Source organism: Pseudomonas sp. GD04058 (assembly GCF_029836855.1).
GTDB classification, from domain to species: Bacteria; Pseudomonadota; Gammaproteobacteria; order Pseudomonadales; family Pseudomonadaceae; genus Aquipseudomonas; species Aquipseudomonas bharatica.
Genome location: NZ_JAOECN010000001.1, coordinates 277,661 through 301,821, shown reverse-complemented (window position 1 = coordinate 301,821; position 24,161 = coordinate 277,661). Strand labels below are relative to the sequence as shown.

At 63.6% G+C, this 24,161-nt stretch carries 21 protein-coding genes and 1 riboswitch; of the genes, 10 read left to right on the top strand and 11 right to left on the bottom strand.

Annotated elements, in window-relative coordinates; genetic code table 11:
- Window positions 1–17: 17 nt before the first annotated feature.
- Window positions 18–554 (bottom strand): hypothetical protein, encoded by a 537-nt coding sequence (locus N7650_RS01270; RefSeq protein ID WP_279896674.1) that lies wholly within the window; start codon window positions 552–554, stop codon window positions 18–20.
- A gap of 225 nt (window positions 555–779) precedes the next feature.
- On the opposite strand from N7650_RS01270, the gene N7650_RS01265 reads away from it, so the two are divergent.
- The 3 genes from N7650_RS01265 to N7650_RS01255 all read left to right on the top strand — a co-directional run bounded on the left by N7650_RS01265 (window position 780) and on the right by N7650_RS01255 (window position 4,023).
- Window positions 780–2,573, top strand: coding sequence for a flavin monoamine oxidase family protein (locus tag N7650_RS01265; RefSeq protein WP_279896672.1), 1,794 nt, complete (start codon window positions 780–782; stop codon window positions 2,571–2,573).
- A 288-nt stretch (window positions 2,574–2,861) separates the two neighbouring features.
- Entirely contained in the window at window positions 2,862–3,413 is a 552-nt protein-coding gene (locus N7650_RS01260; RefSeq protein ID WP_037059831.1) for a cytochrome b, read from the top strand.
- Between the two features lie 31 nt (window positions 3,414–3,444).
- A complete protein-coding gene (locus N7650_RS01255; RefSeq protein ID WP_064302586.1) occupies window positions 3,445–4,023 on the top strand; it encodes a YceI family protein in 579 nt (192 codons plus the stop codon).
- A gap of 173 nt (window positions 4,024–4,196) precedes the next feature.
- Here N7650_RS01255 and N7650_RS01250 read toward each other — a convergent pair whose 3' ends face one another.
- The 4 genes from N7650_RS01250 to ahcY all read right to left on the bottom strand — a co-directional run bounded on the left by N7650_RS01250 (window position 4,197) and on the right by ahcY (window position 9,505).
- Window positions 4,197–6,098: a DEAD/DEAH box helicase gene (locus N7650_RS01250; protein ID WP_279896669.1), complete on the bottom strand. Its 1,902-nt coding sequence runs from the start codon at window positions 6,096–6,098 to the stop codon at window positions 4,197–4,199.
- 187 nt (window positions 6,099–6,285) lie between these two features.
- On the bottom strand, window positions 6,286–7,071 hold the full coding sequence (locus N7650_RS01245; protein ID WP_279896668.1) for a transporter substrate-binding domain-containing protein: 786 nt from the start codon (window positions 7,069–7,071) through the stop codon (window positions 6,286–6,288).
- Window positions 7,072–7,141: 70 nt separating this feature from the next.
- Entirely contained in the window at window positions 7,142–7,987 is an 846-nt protein-coding gene (gene metF / locus N7650_RS01240) for a methylenetetrahydrofolate reductase [NAD(P)H] (protein WP_064302583.1), read from the bottom strand.
- 108 nt (window positions 7,988–8,095) lie between these two features.
- On the bottom strand, window positions 8,096–9,505 hold the full coding sequence (gene ahcY, locus N7650_RS01235; RefSeq protein ID WP_009399309.1) for an adenosylhomocysteinase: 1,410 nt from the start codon (window positions 9,503–9,505) through the stop codon (window positions 8,096–8,098).
- A 21-nt stretch (window positions 9,506–9,526) separates the two neighbouring features.
- Window positions 9,527–9,630: riboswitch (S-adenosyl-L-homocysteine riboswitch) on the bottom strand.
- Window positions 9,631–9,849: 219 nt separating this feature from the next.
- Here ahcY and N7650_RS01230 point away from each other — a divergent pair.
- Window positions 9,850–10,251, top strand: coding sequence for a hotdog domain-containing protein (locus tag N7650_RS01230; protein ID WP_009399312.1), 402 nt, complete (start codon window positions 9,850–9,852; stop codon window positions 10,249–10,251).
- Window positions 10,252–10,362: 111 nt separating this feature from the next.
- On the opposite strand, the gene N7650_RS01225 is transcribed toward N7650_RS01230, so the two are convergent.
- Complete coding sequence (locus tag N7650_RS01225) at window positions 10,363–11,604, bottom strand: sodium:proton antiporter (RefSeq protein WP_009399314.1); 1,242 nt, start codon at window positions 11,602–11,604, stop codon at window positions 10,363–10,365.
- 195 nt (window positions 11,605–11,799) lie between these two features.
- Here N7650_RS01225 and N7650_RS01220 point away from each other — a divergent pair, with 195 nt between their 5' ends.
- On the top strand, window positions 11,800–12,633 hold the full coding sequence (locus tag N7650_RS01220) for an EamA family transporter (RefSeq protein WP_279896660.1): 834 nt from the start codon (window positions 11,800–11,802) through the stop codon (window positions 12,631–12,633).
- 35 nt (window positions 12,634–12,668) lie between these two features.
- Window positions 12,669–13,052, top strand: a complete 384-nt coding sequence (locus N7650_RS01215; protein WP_009399318.1) for an MAPEG family protein — start codon at window positions 12,669–12,671, stop codon at window positions 13,050–13,052.
- A 106-nt stretch (window positions 13,053–13,158) separates the two neighbouring features.
- Here N7650_RS01215 and N7650_RS01210 read toward each other — a convergent pair whose 3' ends face one another.
- Window positions 13,159–14,316 (bottom strand): MltA domain-containing protein, encoded by a 1,158-nt coding sequence (locus N7650_RS01210; protein ID WP_009399320.1) that lies wholly within the window; start codon window positions 14,314–14,316, stop codon window positions 13,159–13,161.
- Window positions 14,317–14,441: 125 nt separating this feature from the next.
- Between N7650_RS01210 and N7650_RS01205 the strand changes: the two genes are divergently transcribed.
- Window positions 14,442–14,891: a cytochrome c gene (locus N7650_RS01205; protein ID WP_037060289.1), complete on the top strand. Its 450-nt coding sequence runs from the start codon at window positions 14,442–14,444 to the stop codon at window positions 14,889–14,891.
- Window positions 14,892–15,017: 126 nt separating this feature from the next.
- On the opposite strand, the gene N7650_RS01200 is transcribed toward N7650_RS01205, so the two are convergent.
- From N7650_RS01200 to N7650_RS01185, 4 genes are all read right to left on the bottom strand, one after another.
- Window positions 15,018–15,413: a DUF1090 domain-containing protein gene (locus N7650_RS01200; protein WP_009399324.1), complete on the bottom strand. Its 396-nt coding sequence runs from the start codon at window positions 15,411–15,413 to the stop codon at window positions 15,018–15,020.
- Window positions 15,414–15,469: 56 nt separating this feature from the next.
- Entirely contained in the window at window positions 15,470–17,143 is a 1,674-nt protein-coding gene (gene ligB, locus N7650_RS01195; RefSeq protein ID WP_279896652.1) for an NAD-dependent DNA ligase LigB, read from the bottom strand.
- Window positions 17,144–17,294: 151 nt separating this feature from the next.
- Window positions 17,295–18,485, bottom strand: coding sequence for a methionine adenosyltransferase (metK, locus tag N7650_RS01190; RefSeq protein ID WP_009399333.1), 1,191 nt, complete (start codon window positions 18,483–18,485; stop codon window positions 17,295–17,297).
- Between the two features lie 18 nt (window positions 18,486–18,503).
- Complete coding sequence (locus N7650_RS01185; protein ID WP_009399335.1) at window positions 18,504–19,499, bottom strand: metalloregulator ArsR/SmtB family transcription factor; 996 nt, start codon at window positions 19,497–19,499, stop codon at window positions 18,504–18,506.
- 259 nt (window positions 19,500–19,758) lie between these two features.
- On the opposite strand from N7650_RS01185, the gene tkt reads away from it, so the two are divergent.
- The 3 genes from tkt (at window position 19,759) to N7650_RS01170 (ending at window position 24,149) form a co-directional block, all read left to right on the top strand.
- Window positions 19,759–21,756, top strand: coding sequence for a transketolase (gene tkt / locus N7650_RS01180; RefSeq protein ID WP_279896649.1), 1,998 nt, complete (start codon window positions 19,759–19,761; stop codon window positions 21,754–21,756).
- Between the two features lie 146 nt (window positions 21,757–21,902).
- Window positions 21,903–22,973 (top strand): erythrose-4-phosphate dehydrogenase, encoded by a 1,071-nt coding sequence (epd, locus tag N7650_RS01175; protein WP_279896647.1) that lies wholly within the window; start codon window positions 21,903–21,905, stop codon window positions 22,971–22,973.
- 12 nt (window positions 22,974–22,985) lie between these two features.
- Entirely contained in the window at window positions 22,986–24,149 is a 1,164-nt protein-coding gene (locus N7650_RS01170; RefSeq protein WP_279896645.1) for a phosphoglycerate kinase, read from the top strand.
- The last annotated feature ends 12 nt before the right edge of the window (window positions 24,150–24,161 follow it).

The window sequence follows — 24,161 nt, the reverse complement described above, 5'->3', positions numbered from 1 at the left end:
GAACCGAAGCGGAACGATTAGGGGACAATCGTCCAGTTGAAATTATCGAAGTACACCCTGCCTTTTCTGGATGTGGTGAAGAGCAGCTCATCCAGGATGACATTCTTTAGATCGACGGTGGTCAGCTCGGTTGAAGGGGGAACGAACTGGTTCCAGGCAAAGGCTTTGCCTTCCCGACGAATCTCCATGCGGATCGGCTCTTCGAAGGTGACCAGATTTGCGGCTTTGTCCGCGGTATCGAGGGCCTTATCCGCATCGGTAAAGTCTTCATATGCAACCCACTGGAATTTAAGATTCTCGATCAATGCGGGCTTGTTCTTCTCATTCTTGAAGTGAATTTTCATTTCGGAATAATCACCCAGGCACAGCGCATTGCCGTCTTTGCCGACATAACCGCTGTATATTCCGCTCGGTGTGAAACCGGCCCTGTTCGGGCGCTCGATCATTGTGACAACCACTCCGCACTCGAACACATCATATTTTTCACCGAAGTTGAAGCTCTGGGCCTCTACACGGTCGAAGGTTTCAATATGAACGTTGCCGATCAGATACATGATTCATCTCCTGAAAAATCACTGGTAACTGCACTCGATAACTACATCCGCTGTTCGTGAATATCCTCACGCTGCTGCCGGCACTCGTCTACTGACAAAAATATCAGGTACTCCCGCTGTTTCATCCGCCCCCGCTGGCGGCTCCGCTGGGCCTGACGTATCCTTCGAGCCACTCTTTTCCGGGGATAATTTCCCCGATCCTGCCTTTGATCCGGAGTTCGACGAATGTCTGCTGGTTGGCTGCGCGGCTGCGCGCTGGTGTTTATCGGGTTGTTCAGCGCGGGGGCGATGGCGGCGGCCAAGGCCCCGACGGCCATCGTGGTCGGCGGTGGACTGGCGGGGCTTACTGCGGCCTATGAGCTGCAGAACAAGGGCTGGCAGGTGACCTTGCTGGAAGCCAAGCCGGGCATCGGCGGGCGCTCGGGCCTGGCGACCAGCGAGTGGATCGGCAATACCAAGGCCCAGCCGGTGCTCAACCACTATCTGGACAGCTTCAAGCTCACCACCCTGCCGGCGCCGGAATTCGTGCGGACCCCGAGCTACCTGATCGACGGCGAGTACTTCAGCGCCGCCGACCTGGCGACCAAGCAGCCGGCCACCGCCGAGGCGCTGAAACGCTACGAGAAGACCCTCGACGACCTGGCGGCATCCATCAGCGATCCGGAAAACCCGGCGGCCAACAGCACCCTGTTCGCCCTCGACCAGATGAACGTCTCCGCCTGGCTGGACAAGCTGCAACTGCCCGCGACCGCGCGACAACTGGTCAACCAGCAGATCCGTACCCGCTACGACGAGCCTTCGCGGCTGTCGCTGCTGTATTTCGCCCAGCAGAGCCGCGTCTACCGCGGCGTCAACGACCGCGACCTGCGTGCCGCCCGTCTGCCAGGCGGCAGCCCGGTCCTGGCCCAGGCGTTCGTCAAGCAACTGAAGACCATCAAGACCAGTTCGCCGGTCACCGCGATCAGCCAGGACAAGGACGGCGTTACGGTCAAGGTCGGCGCCGTCGGTTATCAGGCCGACTATCTCGTGCTGGCGGTGCCGCTGCGCGCGCTGGCCAAGATCCAGCTTACCCCGGGCCTGGACAACCAGCACCTGGCGGCGCTCAAGGGCACCAACTACGGCTGGCGCGACCAGTTGATGCTGAAGTTCAAGACGCCGGTCTGGGAAAGCCGCGCGCGCATGTCCGGCGAGATCTACAGCAACGCCGGCCTTGGCATGCTGTGGATCGAACCGGCGCTGAAAGGCGGGGCCAACGTGGTGGTCAACCTGTCCGGGGATAACGCCCGGGTGATGCAGGCGTTTGGTGACAAGCAGATGGTCGACCAGGTGCTGATCCGCCTGCACGCCTTCTATCCACAGGCGCGCGGGGCGTTCAGCGGCTATGAGATCCGTCGCTACAGCACCGATGCCGGGACGGGTGGCTCCTACCTCGCCTTCGGGCCAGGGCAGATCAGCAAATACTGGCGCCTGTGGGAGAAACCGGTGCAGCGCATCGCCTTTGCCGGCGAGCACACCGACGCCCTGTACCCGGGCACCCTGGAAGGCGCGCTGCGCAGCGGCCAGCGCGCGGCGGGCCAGGTGCAGGACCTGGCGGCAGGCAAGTCGTTCGATGCCAAGCCGGTAGCAGCTGCCGCTGCGGCGGGCGCTGCGGTTGCGGCGGTGGGCAAGGGCAAGGAAGAGAAGGGCGGTTTCTTCTCGCGGCTGTTTGGTGGCGGGGACGAGAAGCCAGCGGCTGAAACGGCCAAGGCCGCCGAGACTGCCGTAGCTCCGGCTCCGGCTCCGGCAGCACCTGCCCCGGCTGCTCCAGTCGCTCCGGCTCCGGTGGTGAAGGAAGAACCGGCCAAGGTCGCTCCGGCTGCCAAACCGGCACCGGCCAAGGCTGCTCCGGTGAAGAAGGCCGAGAGCAAGCCGGCTCCGGCGAAGAAGCCCGCTGCCACTCATGCGCCGGCCAAAAAGACTGAAGCGAAAGCAGCGCCGGCCAAGAAACCGGTGGCTGACAGTCAGGCCAAGGCGGGCTGAAGTCTGCTATCGCTGGTTCAAGCCAGCTCCCACAGGGTTCTTCAGCGACTCGGACCCTGTGGGAGCTGGCTTGCCAGCGATGAGGCCCTCAACAACACCTCATTTCCCAAGCCCTTCGCATTCCCCCAAAACCCCGTCTACAGTCTTCCCCCCGGCCTTAATGTTTCCTTAACGCCCTTTGCCCAGACTAAGCATCTATTTTTCCGATAGTTAACAGCGAAATTTTCCGCTTCATATCGATAAATAACCGGTTAGTCTTGGCAGCAATTCTTACGGGGATCCCGGCAAATGCAGCTTCGCAATTCATCTTCTCGCTATGGTCTGGTCAGCATGTTCCTGCATTGGGGCATTGCGCTGGCGGTGTTCGGCCTGTTCGGCCTGGGGCTCTGGATGGTCGGCCTGGATTACTACAGCAGCTGGCGCCACACCGCGCCGGAGTTGCACAAGGGTATTGGCCTGACCGTGCTGGCGCTGATGCTGCTGCGCGTGGTTTGGCGCTTCGTCAGCCCGCCGCCACCGGCTCCGGCCAGCCACGGCGCGCTGACCCGCGTCGCCGCCAAGGCCGGGCACCTGCTGCTGTATGTCGGGCTGTTCGCTGTCTTGATCGCCGGTTACCTGATCTCCACCGCCGATGGCGCGGGGATTCCGGTATTCGGCCTGTTCGAGGTGCCAGCACTGGTTTCCGGCCTGCCCGATCAGGCCGATATCGCTGGCGTGGTTCACCTCTATCTGGCCTGGGGACTGGTGGTTTTCGCCGTCCTGCACGGGCTGGCCGCTGTCAAACACCATGTTATCGACCGTGATGCGACCCTGACGCGCATGCTGGGCCGCAAGGCTTGATGTTCAACCTCAACTCAAAGGAATCGAAAGTATGTTGAAAAAGACTTTTGCCGCTCTGGCACTGGGTACCGCTCTGCTCTCGGCTGGTCAGGCCATGGCCGCCGACTACAAGATCGACAAGGAAGGCCAGCACGCTTTCGTCGACTGGAAGATCAGCCACCTGGGCTACAGCTTCATCCACGGTACCTTCAAGGACTTCGACGGCTCCTTCTCCTGGGATGCCGCCAAGCCTGAAGCGAGCAAGATCAGCGTCGACCTGAAGACCGCCAGCGTGTGGTCCAACCACGCCGAGCGTGACAAGCACATCGCCAGCGCCGACTTCCTCGACGTGAAGAAATATCCGGACGCCAAGTTCGTTTCCACCGCAGTGAAATCCACCGGCGAGAAAACCGCTGACGTCACCGGCGACCTGACCCTGCACGGCGTGACCAAGCCGGTCACCTTCAAGGCCACCTTCAACGGTGAAGGCAAGGATCCATGGGGCGGCGAGCGTGCCGGCTTCAATGCCACCACCACCCTGAACCTGAACGATTTCGGCATCAAGGGCCCAGGCCCGACTTCCCAGACCCTGGACCTGGATATCTCGCTGGAAGGCGTCAAGCAGAAGTAATTTCTGCCTCGCCAACAAAAACGCCGCCCTCAGGGGCGGCGTTTTTGTTTGGGGTTTTGCTGTGTTCCTGAGGGCCTCATCGCTGGCAAGCCAGCTCCCACAGGGATTGCGTGCACCGCTGAACCTGTGGGAGCTGGCTTGCCAGCGATGAGGCCAGGACAGGCAATAAAAACTCAGCGATTGCGGGTCAGCAGCGCCGGTTTTTCACCGCGAGGACGGCTCGGCAGTTGCTCCAGCTGTTCCATGGACGGGAATCGATCGATCTTCGATTCCTTGTGCATGATCTTCGGCTGGTTCTGCTGCGGCTGGCCCTCACGCGGGCTGCGCACTGCCGGCTCCTGCCGGTCGTCGCGGGCCGGGCGGCGGTTGCGGTTGTTGCTGCCGCCATCGCGACGGGCCTGGCCATCACGACCGCCGGCACCGCTGCCACCATTGCGCGAACCACCACGCTTCTCGCCATTGGTACCGCCACCGCCACCGCCATTGCTGCGCGGTTGACCGCCACGAGCCTGGCCGCCACCGTTGCCGGCTCCGCCCTGACCGCCAGGACGACGATTGCGGCCCTGGCCGCCCTTGTTCTGGTAAGGGCTGACGTAGTCGGCGCGGTTGCCGAAGTTGTCCACGTCGTCGTCCAGGAATTCTTCCGGATCACGATCGGCTGGAACGACCGGCGCGCCTTGCGCGGCGTTCTGCTGCTGGCGCGGCTTGCGGTCCCGTTGCTTGCGCGGTTCCTGGCGGCTACCGGCAGCCTTCTCCGCAGGTTTGTCAGCGGACTGCCGGGCGTCCTTGTTGCTGTCTTTCTCTTTGCCCTTGTCCTTGCCCTTGTCCTTGCGGCCACCGGCATTGCTGCCGTCGGCACGCTGGCCACGGCGCGGGTTGTTCTGCGGACGCGGTTCGCGCACTTCCGGCTTCTCGGCCTCGACCGCGGCAAAGTCGAAGCCCATCAGGTCGCCATCCGGGATCTTCTGGCGAGTGACGCGCTCGATGCTCTTGAGCAGTTTCTCCTCATCCGGCGCAACCAGCGAGATGGCCTCGCCGGAGCGGCCCGCACGACCGGTACGGCCGATACGGTGGACGTAGTCTTCCTCGACGTTGGGCAGTTCGAAGTTGACCACGTGAGGCAACTGGTCGATATCCAGGCCGCGGGCGGCGATATCGGTGGCGACCATGATCCGCACGGCGCCCGACTTGAAGTCGGCCAGGGCCTTGGTGCGAGCGTTCTGGCTCTTGTTGCCGTGGATCGCGGCAGCGGTCAGGCCGTGCTTTTCCAGGTATTCGGCCAGGCGGTTGGCGCCGTGCTTGGTGCGGGTGAAGACCAGCACCTGTTCCCACGCGCCGGCGGTGATCAGGTGCGCCAGCAGGGCGCGCTTGTGGCTGGCCGGCAGGCGGAACACGCGCTGTTCGATACGCTCCACCGTGGTGTTCGGCGGCGTGACTTCGATGCGTTCCGGGTTATGCAGCAGCTTGTCGGCAAGGTCGGTGATGTCCTTGGAGAAGGTCGCCGAGAACAGCAGGTTCTGGCGCTTGGCCGGGAGGCGGGCGAGGACCTTCTTCACATCGTGGATGAAGCCCATGTCGAGCATGCGGTCGGCTTCGTCCAGGACCAGGATCTCGACATGGCTGAGATCGACGCTGCCCTGGCCGGCCAGGTCGAGCAGGCGACCCGGGCAGGCGACGAGTACATCGACGCCGCGGGCCATGGCCTGCACCTGCGGATTCATGCCGACGCCACCGAAGATGCAGGCGCTGACGAATTTCAGGTCGCGGGCGTAGATCTTGAAGCTGTCGTGGACCTGGGCGGCCAGTTCGCGGGTTGGCGTCAGGACCAGTACCCGTGGCTGGCGCGGGCCATGGCGCTGGGACTTGTCCGGATGACCACCGGGGAACAGGCGTTCCAGGATCGGCAGGGCGAAGCCGCCGGTTTTACCAGTACCTGTCTGTGCCGCGACCATCAGGTCGCGACCTTGCAACACGGCGGGAATGGCCCGCTGTTGCACCGGAGTAGGCTGGGTGTAGCCCGCCGCCTCGATAGCGCGGACTAGAGCCTCGGAGAGACCGAGGGATGCAAAGGACATGAGAAATCCTGTTCTAGTGGGGGCTGTGCCCTGATGGAGAAATCTTGCCTGGCGCGAAGGGCATCGAGGGCGATGCTGTCGCGTCCGGTCCTGCTGGTCTGCCTGTGCATCCGGGGGTCGGGATGCGTTCTACAGGGCCGGCGTCCGGGCGTAAGCCTGGCGGAAAGGCCCGAGTATAACAGAGCAATCAGGGAGTGCTGCGTTCCTGCTGCTCAACGGTTTCTGTATTTGCGGTTATTACATGACCATAGCGCGCCTGCAGTTCGGCATAGGCCGGTTCTTGCTTGAAACGCCTCAACTCGGCGGCGAAGCGCTGGGTCAGCAGGTCCATGCCGGCGTTGCGACGCACCGCCAGGTACTGTTTCTGCCGGCTGACGACCAGCGGCAGCTCGCTGATCCGGTCCTGCAGGCCCAATTGCGCGAGCATGTAGCGACCGACGCGGCGGTCGGTGATCAGCAGGTCGATGCGGCCGCGCAGCAGCTTGCCGAAGTTGGCTTCCTGGGTCGGTGCCGCTTCGCGGCGAAACAGCGGCGACTGCAGGAATTCGGCGCCATAGTCGTAGCCGGCGGAGGTGCCGACGGTCAGGTCCTGGAGATCGTCCAGCGAGGTGACGGCGTGTGGCCGGTCATTGGCCTGGAACAGCACGAACTCGACGACCGACAGCGGCTCGCTGGGGTAGTACAACTGGCTGCGGCGCAGTTCATTCTGGAAAATGTCGATCACGCCGTCGGCCAGGCCCTGGTCGACCATCAGCATGCAGCGCTTCCATGGCATGAACTCCCAGCGCACATCCACGCCCAGGCGCCGGAATACCTCGGCGGTAACTTCGTAGTCGATGCCCTTGGTCTCGCCGTTTTCCTCGTAGACGTAGGGCGCCCAGGGGTCGGTGACGATGCGCAACTGTTCGGCACGGGCCAGCAGGCTCATGCAGCTCAGCAGCAGGGCGGTCAGCAGGCGGACGAATCTGGGCATAGGCGGGCGGATCGGTGGGGCGAAAAGAAGGCGATGGTGCCACAACGCAGGGGCACCATCGCCATCTGGATCAACGCGGCAGCTTGAGGTTGTTCCAGATCGCCAGGCTCGGTTCGGCCTGGTTCAGGGTGTAGAAGTGCAGGCCCGGTGCGCCGCCTTGCAGCAGTTGCTCGCACATCTGGGTGATGACCTCTTCGCCGAAGGCCTGGATGCTCTTGACGTCGTCGCCGTAGGCTTCCAGTTGCTTGCGGATCCAGCGCGGGATCTCGGCGCCGCAGGCGTCGGAGAAGCGCGCCAGCTTGCTGTAGTTGGTGATTGGCATGATTCCCGGTACCACGGGGATCTTCACTCCCAGCTTCTGCACGCGCTCGACGAAGTAGAAGTAGCTCTCGGCGTTGAAGAAGTACTGGGTGATGGCGCTGTCGGCACCGGCCTTGGCCTTGCGCACGAAGTTCGCCAGGTCGTCCTCGAAGTTACGGGCCTGCGGGTGCATCTCCGGATAGGCAGCAATTTCGATATGGAACTGGTCGGCGGTCTCCTCGCGGATGAATTCCACCAGCTCGTTGGCGTAGCGCAATTCACCGCTGGCCATGCCCATGCCGGACGGCAGGTCGCCACGCAGGGCGACGATGCGCTTGATCCCGGCTGCCTTGTACTGGGCCAGCAGGGCGCGCAGTTCTGCCTTGCTGTCGCCGACGCAGGACAGGTGCGGGGCGGCAGGGACCTTCACTTCGCTTTCCAGTTGCAGCACGGTGTTCAGGGTGCGGTCGCGGGTCGAACCGCCGGCCCCGTAGGTGCAGGAAAAGAAGTCCGGGTTGTAGCTGGCCAGCGTTCGAGCGGTGGCGAGCAGTTTTTCATGTCCAGCGTCGGTCTTGGTCGGGAAGAACTCGAAGCTGTAACGGCGTTCCTGAGTCATTTGACGTTCCTTTCAGCCGCAAGCCTCAAGCGGCAGGCGGCAAGAACAAGGCAGGAGCGGCGCGAACCGCTTCTGCCTGACCTTGCTGCCTGCCGCTTGCAGCTGCTGTTAGTAGCGGTAGGCGTGAGGCTTGAACGGACCTTCGACGGCCACGCCGATGTACTCGGCCTGTTTCGGGGTCAGCTGGGTGATCACGCCGCCGAAGCCGCGCACCATTTCCAGGGCCACTTCTTCGTCGAGTTTCTTCGGCAGTACTTCGACGGTCAGGCGCTCGGCCTTCTTCTCGGCGCTCAGGTCGGCGAACTTCTGCGCGAACAGGAAGATCTGTGCCAGCACCTGGTTGGCGAAGGAACCGTCCATGATCCGGCTCGGGTGACCGGTGGCGTTGCCCAGGTTCACCAGGCGGCCTTCAGCCAGCAGGATCAGGTAGTCATCGTTCTGCGGATCGAAGTCACCGTGACCGGTACGGTGGATCTTGTGGACCTGCGGCTTGACCTCTTCCCATGCCCAGTTCTTGCGCATGAAGGCAGTGTCGATCTCGTTGTCGAAGTGACCGATGTTGCAGACCACGGCGCGTTTCTTCAGCGCTTTGAGCATGTTGGCATCGCAGACGTTGACGTTGCCGGTGGTGGTCACGATCAGGTCGATCTTGCCCAGCAGGGCGGCGTCGATGCTGGCTTCGGTGCCGTCGTTGATACCGTTCTTGAACGGCGAGACCACTTCGAAACCGTCCATGCAGGCCTGCATGGCGCAGATCGGGTCGACTTCGGTGACCTTGACGATCATGCCTTCCTGGCGCAGCGACTGGGCCGAGCCCTTGCCCACGTCGCCGTAGCCGATCACCAGGGCCTGCTTGCCGGACAGCAAGTGGTCGGTGCCGCGCTTGATGGCGTCGTTCAGGCTATGGCGGCAGCCGTACTTGTTGTCGTTCTTGCTCTTGGTGACCGAGTCGTTGACGTTGATCGCCGGGACCTTCAGCTCGCCCTTGGCCAGCATGTCCAGCAGGCGGTGCACGCCGGTGGTGGTCTCTTCGGTGATGCCGTGGATCCGGTCCAGCATCGCCGGGTATTTCTTGTGCAGGATCTCGGTCAGGTCGCCGCCGTCGTCGAGGATCATGTTGGCGTCCCATGGCTGACCGTCCTTGAGGATGGTCTGCTCGATGCACCACTCGTACTCCTGCTCGGTTTCACCTTTCCAGGCGAATACCGGGATACCGGCGGCGGCGATGGCGGCAGCGGCCTGGTCCTGGGTGGAGAAGATGTTGCAGGACGACCAGCGCACTTCGGCACCCAGGGCAACCAGGGTTTCGATCAGCACGGCGGTCTGGATGGTCATGTGGATGCAGCCGAGGATTTTCGCGCCCTTGAGCGGTTGCTCTTCCTGGTACTTGCGGCGCAGGCCCATCAGCGCGGGCATTTCCGATTCGGCGATGATGACTTCGCGACGGCCCCAGGCCGCCAGGGAAATATCGGCGACCTTGTAATCGTTAAAACCTGCAGGCGTGTTTACAGCGCTCATCGAGAGCCTCCATTCGTAGTGTGCGAATGGGCGCCGTTGTGCGTTGAGAGTCCGCAAGGCTGCCTGCGGACAACGCCCCGACCGAGCCTGACAGGAGCGAACCTGCTGCAGCGCCCCTCGGTCGGGTGGCGGGAGCGACGACCGCAGAGGATCGCCACCGGATAAAACGCGGGGATTATAGCCGGGGTTTCGTGTCGGCCCAAGGACAAAAGCGGCGCGTGCGACCGGTGACGGACAATTGGCCTACAAAGGTCACGGCCAAGCGGCAGGCAAATGGGTCTAGGATGTAGGGGAGGGGCCGCCAAGGCCCATTCTTGACATGCCAGGCCGTTTTAGGAGCACGCATGAATTTCCACACCCGCAAGTGGGTAAAACCCGAAGACCTCAACCCCAATGGCACCCTGTTCGGCGGCAGCCTGCTGCGCTGGATCGACGAAGAGGCGGCGATCTACGCGATCGTCCAGCTGGGCAACCAGCGTGTGGTGACCAAGTACATCTCCGAGATCAACTTCGTCAGCGCCTCGCGCCAGGGAGACATCATCGAGCTGGGCATTACCGCCACCGAGTTCGGGCGCACTTCCATCACCTTGAAGTGCGAGGTGCGCAACAAGATCACCCGCAAGGCGATCCTCACCGTGGACAAGATGGTTTTCGTCAACCTGGGCGAGGACGGCTTGCCGGCGCCCCATGGGCGGACCGAGATCAAGTACATCCAGGACCAGTTTCCGGACAGCGCCGTTGAGTGACTGATGTGAGGGCCTTATCGCTGGCAAGCCAGCTCCCACAGGGTTCTGCAGCGACTCGGACCCCGTGGGAGCTGGCTTGTCGGACCGCCGCACCGCAGCGATAGCGGTCTATCAGGATGCAGATTGCTCGCTGACACCCTTCACGACCCGGCCCACCGTCAACCCCTGCACCAGGATCGACGACAGCACCACGATATAGGTGATCGACAGCAACAGGTCCCGTTCCTCGCCCACCGGCAGCGACAGCGCCAGGGCCACCGACACGCCCCCGCGCAAGCCACCCCAGGTCAGCACCCGGATTGTGCCTTTCGGCACGCTGCGCCAGCGCCGCAGCAGGACGATGGCTGGCGCCACGGTCAGCAGCCGCGAAGCCAGCACCGCTACCGCCAGCACGCCGCCCGCCGCCAGGTGCAGCCAGTTGAACGGCAGCAGCAACAGCTCCAGGCCGATCAGGGCGAACAGCAAGGCGTTGAGCATGTCGTCGATCAGTTCCCAGAAGCCGTCCATGTAGCGACGGGTCATGTCGTTCATCGCCAGGTTGCGCCCCAGGTTGCCGATGATCAGGCCGGCCACGACCATGGCGATCGGCGCCGACACGTGCAGCTCGTAGCACATCGCCGAGCCACCGATGACCAGGGCCAGGGTTAGCATCACCTCCACCTGGTACTGCTCGATGCTCTTGATCATGCGGTAGGTGGCGTAGCCGATGACGGCGCCGAAGATCACCCCACCGACCGCCTCGCGGGCGAACAGGACGGCGGTGTCGGAGACGCTCGGGGTTTCGCCGAGCTGGATGATGCCCAGCAATACGGTGAACACCACCACCGCCGTGCCGTCGTTGAACAGCGACTCGCCGACGATGGTGGTTTTCAAGGGTTTCGAGGCATTGGCGGTACGCAGTGCACCGAGCACCGCGATCGGGTCGGTCGGCGAAATCAGCGCGCCGAACAGCAGGCAGTAGATCAGGCTGACGTTCCAGCCGAACATCGCGAAGACCCAGTGGGCCAGGTAGCCGATCACCACGGTGGCGATCAGCACGCCGAGGGTGGCCAGCAGGCCGATCGGCCAGCGGTAGCTGCGCAGGTCAGCGAGGTTGACGTGCAGGGCGCCGGCGAACAGCAGGAACGACAGCATCCAGTGCATCAGCAGGTCATTGAAATCGATCTGGTTCATCAGGCCTTCGACCCGCTCTTCCAGGCCGGGGAAGCCGATCAGGCTCAGGCCCTGGAGGATCAGGGAGAACAGCAGGGCGGTGACCATCACGCCGATGGCCGGCGGCAGGCCGATGAAGCGGTAGTTCACATAGGTAAGGAGGGTGGTGAGGCAGATAAACGCGGCAACTAATTCGAGCATCCTGATTCCTGTAACAGCTTCCGATATCGGTACCCGTTTGCATCGGGCACAAGGTTTGATGGCTTTTTGATCGCCTCAAGACACAGTTTTTTTCAATGCCGCGATTGACAACGTGCTGGCTGTTTTGTTGCGGCTGGTTGAAACTCCGCAGTCCGATGAATGGACCCGGTCCGTGAAAGGCGAAGGAATCGAGACGTGGTAGCGACTTCCCTGGTGCTCGTCGCGGCACTGCTGCATGCAACCTGGAATACCCTGGTCAAGTTCAGTGGCGAGCGTCTGCTGGTGATCGCCAGCATGGACAGCGTGGCACTGGTGTTTGCCCTGCTCATGGTGGGTTTTGTCCAGCCACCGCCGCTGGACATCTGGCCGTGGTTGCTGGCCTCGGCGTTATGCGAACTGATCTATCGCTTTCTGCTGATCCAGGCCTACCGGGTGGGCGATCTCGGTTTGGTCTACCCCTTGATGCGCGGGCTGTCGCCCTTGGTGGTGCTGGCGTTGACCCTGCTATTCGGCGGCGAAGACCTCAGCAACCGGCAGGTCATCGGCATCCTCCTGATTCCCTGTGGCATGGCCTGCCTGCTCTGGCGCGGAGGCGGCGGCGAGCGCCTGCCATGGAGCATGTTGCCGGTGGTGGCGCTGATCGGCCTGTGCATCGGCAGCTACACCTGGCTCGACGGCCAGGCTATCCGGCGCTGGGCGCAGCCACTGGATTACCTGGTGTGGTTGACGCTGGCCTCTTCCCTGCCGTTTCCGCTGATTGCCGGCGTCGCCCGGCGCGCGCCGTTCGTGCAGTTCTGGCGCACGCAATGGAAGCTGGGGCTGGCGGTCGGGGTCTGCGTATTGCTCAGCTACGCTCTGGTGCTGTGGGCCATGCATCTGGGCTCGGTGGCGGAGGCGGCGGCATTGCGCGAGATCAGCGTGATCCTCGTGGTGCTGATGGGCATGCGCTACCTCAAAGAACCTTTTGGCGGGCCCAGGCTCTTAGCCTGTGCGCTGGTGCTGGTCGGCATGCTGGTGATGAAGCTCTGAGCGCACTTTTTTCGATTCTGACAAGGACCTGAACCATGACCGTCGCTTTCTGGTGCGTACTGATCGCCCTGATGCTGCCTTACGTCTGTACCAGCATCGCCAAGTTCAGCAGTGGCTTCAATCTGCGCCACAACCATGATCCACGGACTTTCCTCTCCGGGCTGGAAGGGCTGCCCGCACGCGCCAACGCGGCGCAGATGAACAGTTTCGAGGTGCTGCCGGCGTTCATCGCCGCAGTGCTGATCGCCGATATCGTCGGCAACGCCGAACAGGTGACCCAGGACGTGCTGGCGGTGTTGTTCATCACCAGCCGGTTGCTCTACATCATTTGCTATCTGGCGGACTGGGCGGCGCTGCGCTCGCTGGTGTGGTTCGTGGGGATTGGCCTGATTGTAGGGTTCTTCATAGCCTCTGTGTGATCTTGAGGGCCTCATCGCTGGCAAGCCAGCTCCCACAAGGTCTGTGTACACCATAGAACCCTGTGGGAGCTGGCTTGCCAGCGATGAGGCCCTCAACCACCACCACTTACTTGGCTTCGGTCTGAGGCACAGCAGGCAACGCCGCACCCTTCGGCCACAGCAACCAAATCTGCCCCGCCTGTTTCATATCCCCGGCCAGCGTGCCCGCCGCTTCACCCGTACCCCAGAACAGGTCCGCCCGGACCTCCCCGGTAATCGCTCCGCCGGTATCCTGCGCCGCTACGGGGCGCACCACCGGGCTGCCATCCGGACGGGTGGTGGACAGCCATAGCAGGCTGCCCAAGGGAATCACCTTGCGATCGATCGCCACGCTGTAGCCCGCAGTCAGTGGCACGTTGAGCGAACCACGCGGTCCTTCGTTGCTGTCCGGGCGGGTGCCGAAGAATACATAGCTCGGATTGCTCGCCAGCAGTTCCGGAACCCGCGCCGGATTGGCCTGGGCCCAGGCATGGATGGCGCCCATGGTGACTTCTTCCTTTTTCAATTGGCCTTGTTCCACCAGCCAGCGCCCGATTGGCCGATACGGATGTCCGTTCTGGTCGGCGTAGCCAAGACGCAGTTGGCGGCCATCCTCCAGTTGAACCCGGCCCGAGCCCTGGATCTGCAGGAATTGCAGGTCCATCGGGTCGGTCAACCAGGCCACCACCGGTGCCTTGGCGCCCTGGCGCTGGATCACTTCGGCGGTGTCGTAGGGCTTGAGCACGCGTCCTTCGAGGCGGCCGCGCAGGCGCTTGCCTTTGAGTTCCGGGTAGATGCTGTCCAGATCCACCACCACCAGGTCCTCGGGGATGCCGTAGACCGGTACATGGGCCTGCTCGGTCCGGCTGGTGCTGCCTGGATAGACCGGTTCGTAGTAACCGGTGATCAGGCCGGTTGCGTTGTTTTCGGCGTTGCGCAGGCTATACACCTCAAGCCGTGCGCCGAGGAATTCGCCGATCTGCCGGGCATCGGCCGGTACGCTCGCAGCGGCGCCGCAGGTCTCGGCCCAGACCGCATCGCGCTTGAGACGCTCGCAGGCGCTGCGCCAGGCCTCGAAGCCGGCCACCAGGTCGCTGTCGCTGACGGTCGGCAGGTCTTTCCAGGTGGCATGGGTATAGGTGGCGATTGGATGCGGCCTGGACTTTTCCGGGGCGCCGCCGTTGCAGCCGGCGAGCAGGGCGCAAAGGGAGAGGGTCCAGCCTAAGCGGCGCAGGGGCAGTGTCATGCAGTATTTCCTTGGCGGTTGCCGCGTTGATGGACGTTTGCGAACAACCTTGGTTTTGTTAGGGGTATTGGTCTTTACCGGTCAGGCGAGGATACTGGCCGCCTTTTTCCCGTGAGCCGATGACCATGATGCTCAAACGTTGTTCCGTCGTACTGCTGGCCTGTCTCACCCTGACCGCCTGTGGCGGCGTCGATCCGGACTCGCCGCTGGGCCAGCGCAAGGCCATTTTCAAGCAGATGCTCAAGACCAGTGAGGACATGGGGGGCATGCTGCGCGGGCGCCTGGCGTTCGACGGGCAGAAATTCGCGGACGGGGCGGTCAAGCTCGATGCGTTATCCCACGAACCGTGGAAACATTTCCCACAGGTCAAGGAGGCGGATGATACCAGCGCTCGGGCAGATGTCTGGGAGAAACAGGCGCGCTTCCAGGTCCTGGCCCGGCAGTTGGAAGCGGCGACGGGGGAGTTGGTCGAAGCGACCAGGGCCCAGCCTTTGCGGGCTGCTGCGGTGCAAGGTCCGATGGACAAGGTGGAGGCGGCTTGCAAAGCCTGTCATACCGAGTTCAGGAATCATTGATATTTGGTGTTTCTGAGTGCCTCATCGCTGCGGTGCGGCGATCCGACAAGCCAGCTCCCACAGGACCGCGTGCACCGCCGAACCTGTGGGAGCTGGCTTGCCAGCGATAGGGCCCTAAAGGCCAACCTATTTCTCCAATTCTTCCACCGCCGCCTGCAGCTCCTTGTTCGCCTCGGCCAGCTTGTCCTTGCGCTTGTTGATCTTCTCCGCGTCGCCTTTCTTCATGGCCTTGTCCAGGTCCTTCTTGCGCTGCGCGACTTCATGGCGGGCATCCAGCACTTTCTGTTCGCGCTCCTTGCGCAGCCCGGCGTCGGTGCAGTTGGCCTGCACTTCGCTCAAGGCGCGTTCCAGGCCCGCCTGCTGCTCGGTGTTGCCGTGCAGGCGGGCCTGTTCGATCTGGGTGCTGATGTTCTGCTGTTTGGCGGCGCAGCCGGTCAGGCCCGGCTGTTCCTCGATCGCCAGGGCCGGCGCGGCCAGCACGGCACACAGGGTGAAGAGGGCCAGTGGGGAAATCGGTTTCATTAATAGCTCCGTGGTCGGGCAAGCAGAAAGTGAGATGCTGCCCTGATCGACGGGATTTAGAAACCCTGGATCGCTTCTTCACCCAGATTGGCAGCAAGCTGCCTGACCTGCGGATGCTGGAAAAACGCAACCAGTTGCGCGGCCCGTGTCGGCCCCACGCCTGCTTCCCGTTGCCATTGCACTGCATCCCGCGCGGTCAGTTGCGCCCATGACTCACCCAGGTCCAGCTCGCGGGGCGCGGGTACGCCCAAGGCGCGTATCCACTGCTGGAAGGACTTCTCGCGACCTTGTCGGAAAGTGCGATGCAGTTGCTCGCTGCGGCGCCCGGCGATGCCGTCTATACGGCGCAGGTCTTCTGGCTGCAGCATGATCCAGTCCGCCAGGCCGCTCAATCGCCCGGCTTCCATCAGTTTGCGCCAGGTCCCGGGACCGACGCCTGCCAGGTTCAGACCACGTTTGCCGGCCAGCCATTGCAGGCGTTCGAGGAACTGCTCTTCACACCCCGTCGTCGGCTGCCAGCAGCTCAGGGCATGATACTCGCCGTCCTTCGGCGGTTGCGCCGGGGCGAGGCGCGGGCCGCGTTGTGCGACGCGATCGACCTGCGGAATCGTCAGCCCGGCCAGGCTCAGGACAATCTGGTCTCCCGCCTGGATATCCAGCTCTTTCCAGCGTTGCAGCGAACCGGTACTGACCTGGCGGACCAGGCGATCATCCAGGCGCACCGGTTCCAGCTGGAGCACCGGCGTGATACGCCCGGTCCTTCCTATGCGGAACTCCACCGCGCGAACCTCGGCCAGTGCCTGGGCGAAAGGATATTTCCACGCTGCGCTCCAGTGCGAGGAGCCCGCTTGCCAGCGTGCGCCCGGCGGCTGCCGGCGCTGCTGCAGGACCACACCGTCGCTGGCGAAGGGCAGCGGCGAGCGATACCAGTGCTGGCGCCAGCGTGCGGCTTCATCGAGGTCTTTTACCGGCTGGCTGAAGCGCTCGCTGTTGGGCAGGCCGAAGCTGGCGAGCAGGGCGAAGCGTTGGCGCGGATCCTGCGGGCCGTTGGGCCAGGCCCAGATGAACAGGTCGAGCCCGGCAGCGTCTTCGCTGCTGATCTGCTGCCGGGACATCAGCCCGGCGACCCGGCTGCGCAGGTTGAGGCTGCCGGCCCGGGCCTGGATATGCCCGTCCACGCGCCAGAACAGTTCGCCTTGCAGCGTCAGGTCGCGTGGGCTGGCCAGTTCGCGCAGGCCGGCGGGCAGCGCCGGGATATGCCGGCTCCAGTCATGCCCGTGGATGCCGTCGCCGCGGCTGATGATCTGCAGCAGCCGGCCCCGACGATAGACCAGGGTGACCGCTACACCATCCACCTTGGGCTGGATCCACAGGTCTTCACGGCCTTTGAGCCAGGCGCTGACCGCCTGTTCATCGGCGAGCTTGTCGAGCCCGGTGTGCGGCACCGGGTGACGCAGCGGCCCGGTAGCGGAGGCCAGCGGGTTGCCCGGCGTCACCCCGCTTCCCGGGAAACATGCGCGCAGGCGTTGCAGGCGCGCCGCGTATTGATCGTAGATTTCGTCGCTGACCTTCGATTCGCCAGCGCCATGGTAGGCGGCATCCCATTCGCTGATGCGCGCCTGCAACTGGTCGATACGCGAGGCGGCGATGCTCTCCGACCAGTCGGGACAGTGGCCGGCAAACACGAAAGGGCTGAAGCACAGCATCAGCAGGGCAGTGATTCTTGACATGCGGAGCGTCCTTGCTCTTCGGAAAGGTCACGCCAGCCTAGAAAGCTCGGTGCGAGATGGCCCGCCCGGTTTTGTCAGCCCGTGTTTCGCAGAAAGCAAAAAGCCCCGGCCAGAGCACTGGCCGGGGCTTTCCTGAAGCGATTACCGGGTATTACAGGCCGGCGGCGGCGCGCAGCGCGTCAACGCGGTCGGTACGTTCCCAGGTGAAGGTGGTGAAGGTGTCGTCGCCGACGGTCTTCTGCTGCGGAGTGCGGCCGAAGTGACCGTAGGCCGCGGTTTCCTGGTACATCGGGTGGAGCAGGTCGAGCATGGTGGTGATGGCGTAAGGACGCAGGTCGAAGCACTCGCGCACCAGCTGGACGATCTTCTCGTCGGAGATCTTGCCGGTGCCGAAGGTGTTCAGCGAGATCGAGGTCGGCTGGGCCACGCCGATGGCGTAGGAGACCTGGATTTCGCAACGCTCGGCCAGGCCGGCGGCGACGATGTTCTTGGCCACATAGCGACCGGCGTAGGCCGCCGAACGGTCAACCTTGGACGGGTCCTTGCCGGAGAACGCGCCGCCACCGTGACGGGCCATGCCGCCATAGCTGTCGACGATGATCTTGCGCCCGGTCAGGCCGCAGTCGCCCACCGGGCCGCCGATGATGAACTGGCCGGTCGGGTTGATGTGGAACTGGGTGCCCTTGTGCAGCAGTTCTGCTGGCAGGGTGTGCTTGACGATCAGCTCCATCACCGCTTCCTGCAGGTCTTTCTGCGAGACTTCAGGATTGTGCTGGGTGGACAGCACCACCGCGTCGATACCCACGACCTTGCCGCCTTCGTAGCGGCAGGTGACCTGGGACTTGGCATCCGGACGCAGCCACGGCAGCAGGCCGGACTTGCGTGCTTCGGCCTGGCGCTCGACCAGACGGTGGGAGAAGCAGATCGGCGCCGGCATCAGTACGTCGGTTTCGTTGCTGGCGTAGCCGAACATCAGGCCCTGGTCGCCGGCGCCCTGGTCTTCCGGCTTGCTGCGGTCGACGCCTTGGGCGATGTCCACGGACTGCTTGCCGATGATGTTCATGACTGCGCAGGTGGCGCCGTCGAAGCCGACGTCGGAGCTGTTGTAGCCGATGTCGGTGATGACGTTGCGGACGATGTCTTCCAGATCGACCCATGCCGAGGTGGTGACTTCGCCGGCGATGATTGCGACACCGGTCTTCACCAGGGTTTCGCAGGCTACGCGGGCGTATTTGTCTTGCGCGATGATGGCGTCCAGCACCGCGTCCGAAATCTGGTCGGCGATTTTGTCCGGATGCCCTTCAGATACGGACTCGGAGGTGAAAAGGGAGTATTCGCTCATCTCGACGGGTTCCTGAATTTACTGATGGTGAGTGTTGCCAGCCGGTCGCTGGAAATGGCGGACCTGGAGCTGGAAACCATTACGTAGGCCTACATAGAGGCTGTCTCCGGGAACCAGTCCCGCAGCGCACGCCCAACGAAGCAGGTCGTCCTGTTCAAAGCCCAGCCAGAGGTCGCCGCAGGCTTCGCGGGCCCACCCCTGGTCGTGGCTGCACAACTCGGTAAGCAACAGGCTGCCGCCTGGTTTGACGCGTTCGGCCAGTTGCCCGAGGGCCGCGGCCGGATCGCTGAAGTGGTGCAGGACCATGTTCAGCACGACGCAATCGGCCTGGCCTTCGGTATTGCCAAGGGCATCGGCCAATTGCAGGTTTACATTAGCCAGGCGCTCGCGCTGGCACACCTGGCGCGCCAGTTCGAGCATGGTCGGGCTGTTGTCCAGCGCGGTGACCCGGGCGAAGCGCCGGGCCAGCTCGGGCAGGAACTCGCCGTCGCCCGGGCCGACTTCCAGGGCCGTGGCACCAGGCTCGAAGCTCAGTTTGTCGAGCAGGGCCAGGAGGCTTTCACGGTACTGGGCCAGGCCGGCGATCAGGTCCTGCTGGGCGCGGAATTTCTCTTCGACGCGCAGGAAGAAGTCCTGGCGGGTGGCCGCGCGGCGTTGTTGGACCTGGTGGATCCGCGCCTGCATCTCGCCGGACAGCGGCAGGCCGTCGACTTCCTCGAGCAGCGCGGCGTGCAGCTTGCCGCCGAGGCCGAGGCTGTCGGGCAGGGCGCGGCGGTAGAAGATCGCGTTGCCTTCTCGGCGGGTCGCCACCAGTTCGGCCTGGGCAAGCACCTTCAAATGGTGGCTCATGCCGGACTGGCCGATGGCGAAGATCTGCGCCAGCTCCAGCACGCCGAAGGAATCGTTGGCCAGGGCGCGCAACACGTTCAGGCGCAGGGAATCGCCGCCGGCCTTGCACAGGGCGGCCAGGCGTTCGCTTTGCTGCTGATCGGGAACGGTTACGGGGCTATTCATAGGGGCGGCAGTCTAGTCAGGGCCAGCGGGCGTCGCAAGTTCAATATCAAAAAGTTTTGATATTGCGCGATGAGCGGAGGGAAAAGCCCCGACCGGGTTGCTGTTTTCGGCTGTTTCGTCGGTCAAACCAGGGAATCGGCCGTCGATCACAGGAAAATCGTTCCAGTTCGACCATCCGTGATTGCCCCGGGAGGTATGCCTGGGCGAAAATAGCCGCCTTTTTTCCGTCAGTTCCTTTTCAAGTTCCAGGAGACAAGCGATGCCGAGCCGTCGTGAGCGTGCCAACGCCATTCGTGCACTGAGCATGGATGCCGTGCAAAAAGCCAACAGCGGCCACCCCGGTGCCCCCATGGGCATGGCGGATATCGCCGAGGTGCTGTGGCGTGATTTTCTGAAGCACAACCCGGCCAACCCGTCCTTCGCCGACCGCGACCGTTTCGTCCTGTCCAACGGCCACGGCTCGATGCTGATCTATTCGCTGTTACACCTGACCGGCTACGATCTGTCGATCGACGACCTGAAAGGCTTCCGCCAGTTGCACAGCCGCACCCCGGGGCACCCGGAGTTCGGTTACACCCCGGGCGTCGAGACCACCACCGGCCCGCTGGGCCAAGGCCTGGCCAACGCCGTCGGCTTCGCCATCGCGGAAAAGGTCCTGGGTGCCCAGTTCAACCGTGAAGGCCACAAGGTCGTCGACCACAACACCTATGTGTTCCTCGGCGATGGCTGCATGATGGAAGGCATTTCCCATGAAGTCGCTTCCCTGGCCGGCACCCTGGGCCTGGGCAAGCTGATCGCCTTCTACGACGACAACGGCATCTCCATCGATGGCGAAGTCGAAGGCTGGTTCACCGACGACACGCCGAAGCGTTTCGAAGCCTACAACTGGCAGGTGATCCGCAACGTCAACGGCCATGATGCCGACGAGATCAAGACCGCCATCGAGACCGCCCGCAAGAGCGAGCAGCCGACCCTGATCTGCTGCAAGACCATCATCGGTTTCGGCTCGCCGAACAAGCAGGGCAAGGAAGACTGCCACGGCGCACCGCTGGGCAACGACGAAATCGCCCTGGCCCGCAAGGAGCTGAACTGGAACCACGGTCCGTTCGAAATCCCGGCCGACATCTATGCCGAGTGGAACGCCCGCGAAGCCGGTGCCAAGGCCGAAGCCGAATGGAACCAGCGTTTCGACGCCTACGCCGCGGCCTTCCCTGAGCTGGCCAGCGAGCTCAAGCGCCGCCTGAACGGCGACCTGCCTGCCGACTTCGCCGAGAAAGCCGCTGCCTACATCGCCGAAGTCGCGGCCAAGGGCGAGACCATCGCCAGCCGCAAGGCCAGCCAGAACACCCTGAACGCCTTCGGCCCGCTGCTGCCTGAACTGCTGGGCGGCTCCGCCGACCTGGCCGGTTCCAACCTGACCCTGTGGAAAGGCTGCAAGGGCGTCAGCGCCGAGGATGCCAACGGCAACTACATGTTCTACGGCGTGCGCGAGTTCGGCATGACCGCGATCATGAACGGCGTTGCCCTGCACGGCGGCCTGGTTCCGTACGGCGCGACCTTCCTGATGTTCATGGAATACGCCCGTAATGCGGTACGCATGTCGGCCCTGATGAAGCAGCGCGTCATTCATGTCTACACCCACGACTCCATCGGCCTTGGCGAGGACGGCCCGACCCACCAGCCGGTCGAGCAACTGAGCAGCCTGCGCGGCACGCCGAACCTGGACACCTGGCGTCCGGCCGACGCCGTTGAATCGGCGGTGTCCTGGAAGCATGCCCTGGAGCGCAAGGACGGTCCTTCGGCGCTGGTCTTCTCGCGCCAGAACCTGCAGCACCAGGACCGCGACGCCCAGCAGATCGCCGATATCGCCCGTGGTGGCTACGTCCTCAAGGACTGCGCCGGCGAGCCCGAGTTGATCCTGATCGCCACCGGTTCCGAAGTGGGCCTGGCCGTCCAGGCGTTCGACAAGCTGAGCGAGCAGGGCCGCAAGGTCCGCGTCGTGTCGATGCCGAGCACCAGCGTGTTCGATGCCCAGGATGCCGCCTACAAGCAATCGGTACTGCCGGTGCAGGTGGGTGCGCGTATCGCCATCGAGGCCGCCCATGCCGACTTCTGGTACAAGTACGTCGGCCTGGAAGGTCGCATCATCGGCATGACCACCTACGGTGAATCGGCTCCGGCCGGCTCACTGTTCGAGGAGTTCGGCTTCACCCTGGAAAACATTCTGGGCACTGCCGAAGAGCTGCTGGAAGACTGATACAAGTATCCGCGGGCTGTCGCCCGCAATCGCGGGCAAGCCCGCTCCCACGGTGGCCGAAAAACCCTGTGGGAGCGGGCTTGCCCGCGATTGAGGCGACACCAGTCCTGCGGGTTGCGTCGATAGATCCGTTCCGTGAGCCCCCAATGCCCCAAACGCGTCCTTACAGAGTTGCACTCAATGGTTATGGCCGTATCGGCCGTTGCGTCTTGCGCGCACTCGTCGAGCGCGGGGCGAAGGCGGGCTTCGAGATCGTCGCGCTGAACGACCTGGCCGACCAGGCCAGCCTCGAATACCTGACGCGCTTCGACTCCACCCATGGCCGCTTCCCGGGCGAGGTGAGGGTCGATGGCGATTGCCTGCACATCAATGGCGACTGCGTGAAGGTGCTGCGCAGTGCCACCCCCGAGGGCATCGACTGGGCGTCGCTCGACGTCGACCTGGTGCTGGAATGCTCCGGGGCCTACAACACCCGTGCCGATGGCCAGCGCTTCCTCGACGCCGGCGCGCCGCGGGTACTGTTCTCGCAACCCATGGCCAGCGAAGCGGATGTCGACGCCACGGTGGTCTACGGCATCAACCAGGATTGCCTGGATGGCAGCGAAACCCTGGTTTCCAACGCTTCCTGCACCACCAACTGCGGCGTGCCGCTGCTGCGGGTGCTGGACCAGGCGTTCGGCATCGACTACGTGTCGATCACCACCATCCACTCGGCGATGAACGACCAACCGGTGATCGACGCCTACCACCACGAAGACCTGCGCCGCACCCGTTCGGCCTTCCAGTCGGTGATTCCGGTGTCCACCGGTCTTGCCCGCGGCATCGAGCGCCTGCTTCCGGAACTTGTCGGGCGAATTCAGGCCAAAGCCGTGCGTGTACCGACGGTGAACGTGTCATGCCTGGACATCACCCTGCAGACCAGGCGCGATACCACGGCTGCCGAGGTCAACCAGGCCCTTCGCGAAGCTGCCCTGGACGGGCCGCTGCGGGGGCTCCTGGCCTACACCGAGCTGCCCCACGCCAGTTGCGATTTCAACCATGACCCGCATTCGGCCATCGTCGATGCCAGTCAGACCCGTGTTTCCGGCCCCCGTCTGGTGAACCTGCTGGCCTGGTTCGACAACGAATGGGGGTTCGCCAACCGTATGCTCGACGTTGCCGATCATTTTCTGCGCGTCGTGGACAACCGCCAACGCACCACCAGCAAACAGCCCTGAAGGACTGCATTCATGACCGTTTTGAAGATGACCGACCTCGACCTGCAAGGTAAGCGCGTACTGATCCGCGAAGACCTCAACGTCCCTGTTAAGGACGGTGTGGTTGCCAGCGACGCGCGCATCCTCGCTTCGCTGCCGACCATCAGGCTGGCCCTGGAGAAGGGCGCGGCGGTGATGATCTGCTCGCACCTGGGTCGTCCGACCGAGGGTGAATTCTCCGCCGAGAACAGCCTGAAGCCGGTCGCCGACTACCTGAGCAAGGCGCTGGGCCGTGAAGTGCCGCTGGTTGCCGACTACCTGGACGGCGTCGAGGTCAAGGCCGGCGACGTCGTGCTGTTCGAGAACGTGCGCTTCAACAAGGGCGAGAAGAAGAACGCCGACGAACTGGCGCAGAAATACGCCGCACTGTGCGATGTATTCGTCATGGACGCCTTCGGCACCGCGCACCGCGCCGAGGGTTCGACCCATGGCGTGGCGAAATTCGCCAAGGTCGCTGCTGCCGGCCCGCTGCTGGCGGCCGAGCTGGACGCCCTGGGCAAGGCCCTGAAGGCCCCGGCCAAGCCGATGGCCGCCATCGTTGCCGGTTCCAAGGTTTCCACCAAGCTGGACGTGCTGAACAGCCTGAGCCAGGTCTGCGACCTGCTGATCGTCGGTGGCGGCATCGCCAACACCTTCCTCGCCGCTGCTGGCCACAAGGTCGGCAAGTCGCTGTACGAAGCCGACCTGGTCGAGACCGCCAAGGCCATCGCCGCCAAGGTCAACGTGCCGCTGCCAGTTGACGTGGTAGTCGCCAAGGCCTTCGCCGAAGACGCCGAAGCCACCGTCAAAGCGGTTGCCGACGTGGCCGACGATGACATGATCCTCGACATCGGCCCGCAGACTGCCGCGCAGTTCGCCGAGCTGTTGAAGTCGTCGAAGACTATCCTGTGGAACGGCCCGGTCGGCGTGTTCGAATTCGACCAGTTCGGCAACGGCACCCGGACCCTGGCCAAGGCGATTGCCGACAGCGCCGCGTTCTCCATCGCCGGCGGTGGCGACACCCTGGCAGCCATCGACAAATATGGCGTGGCCGCTGATATCTCCTACATTTCTACCGGTGGCGGCGCGTTCCTCGAATTCGTCGAGGGCAAGGTCCTGCCAGCCGTGGACGTGCTGGAACAGCGGGCCAAGGCCTGAGTCGCCGGGGCA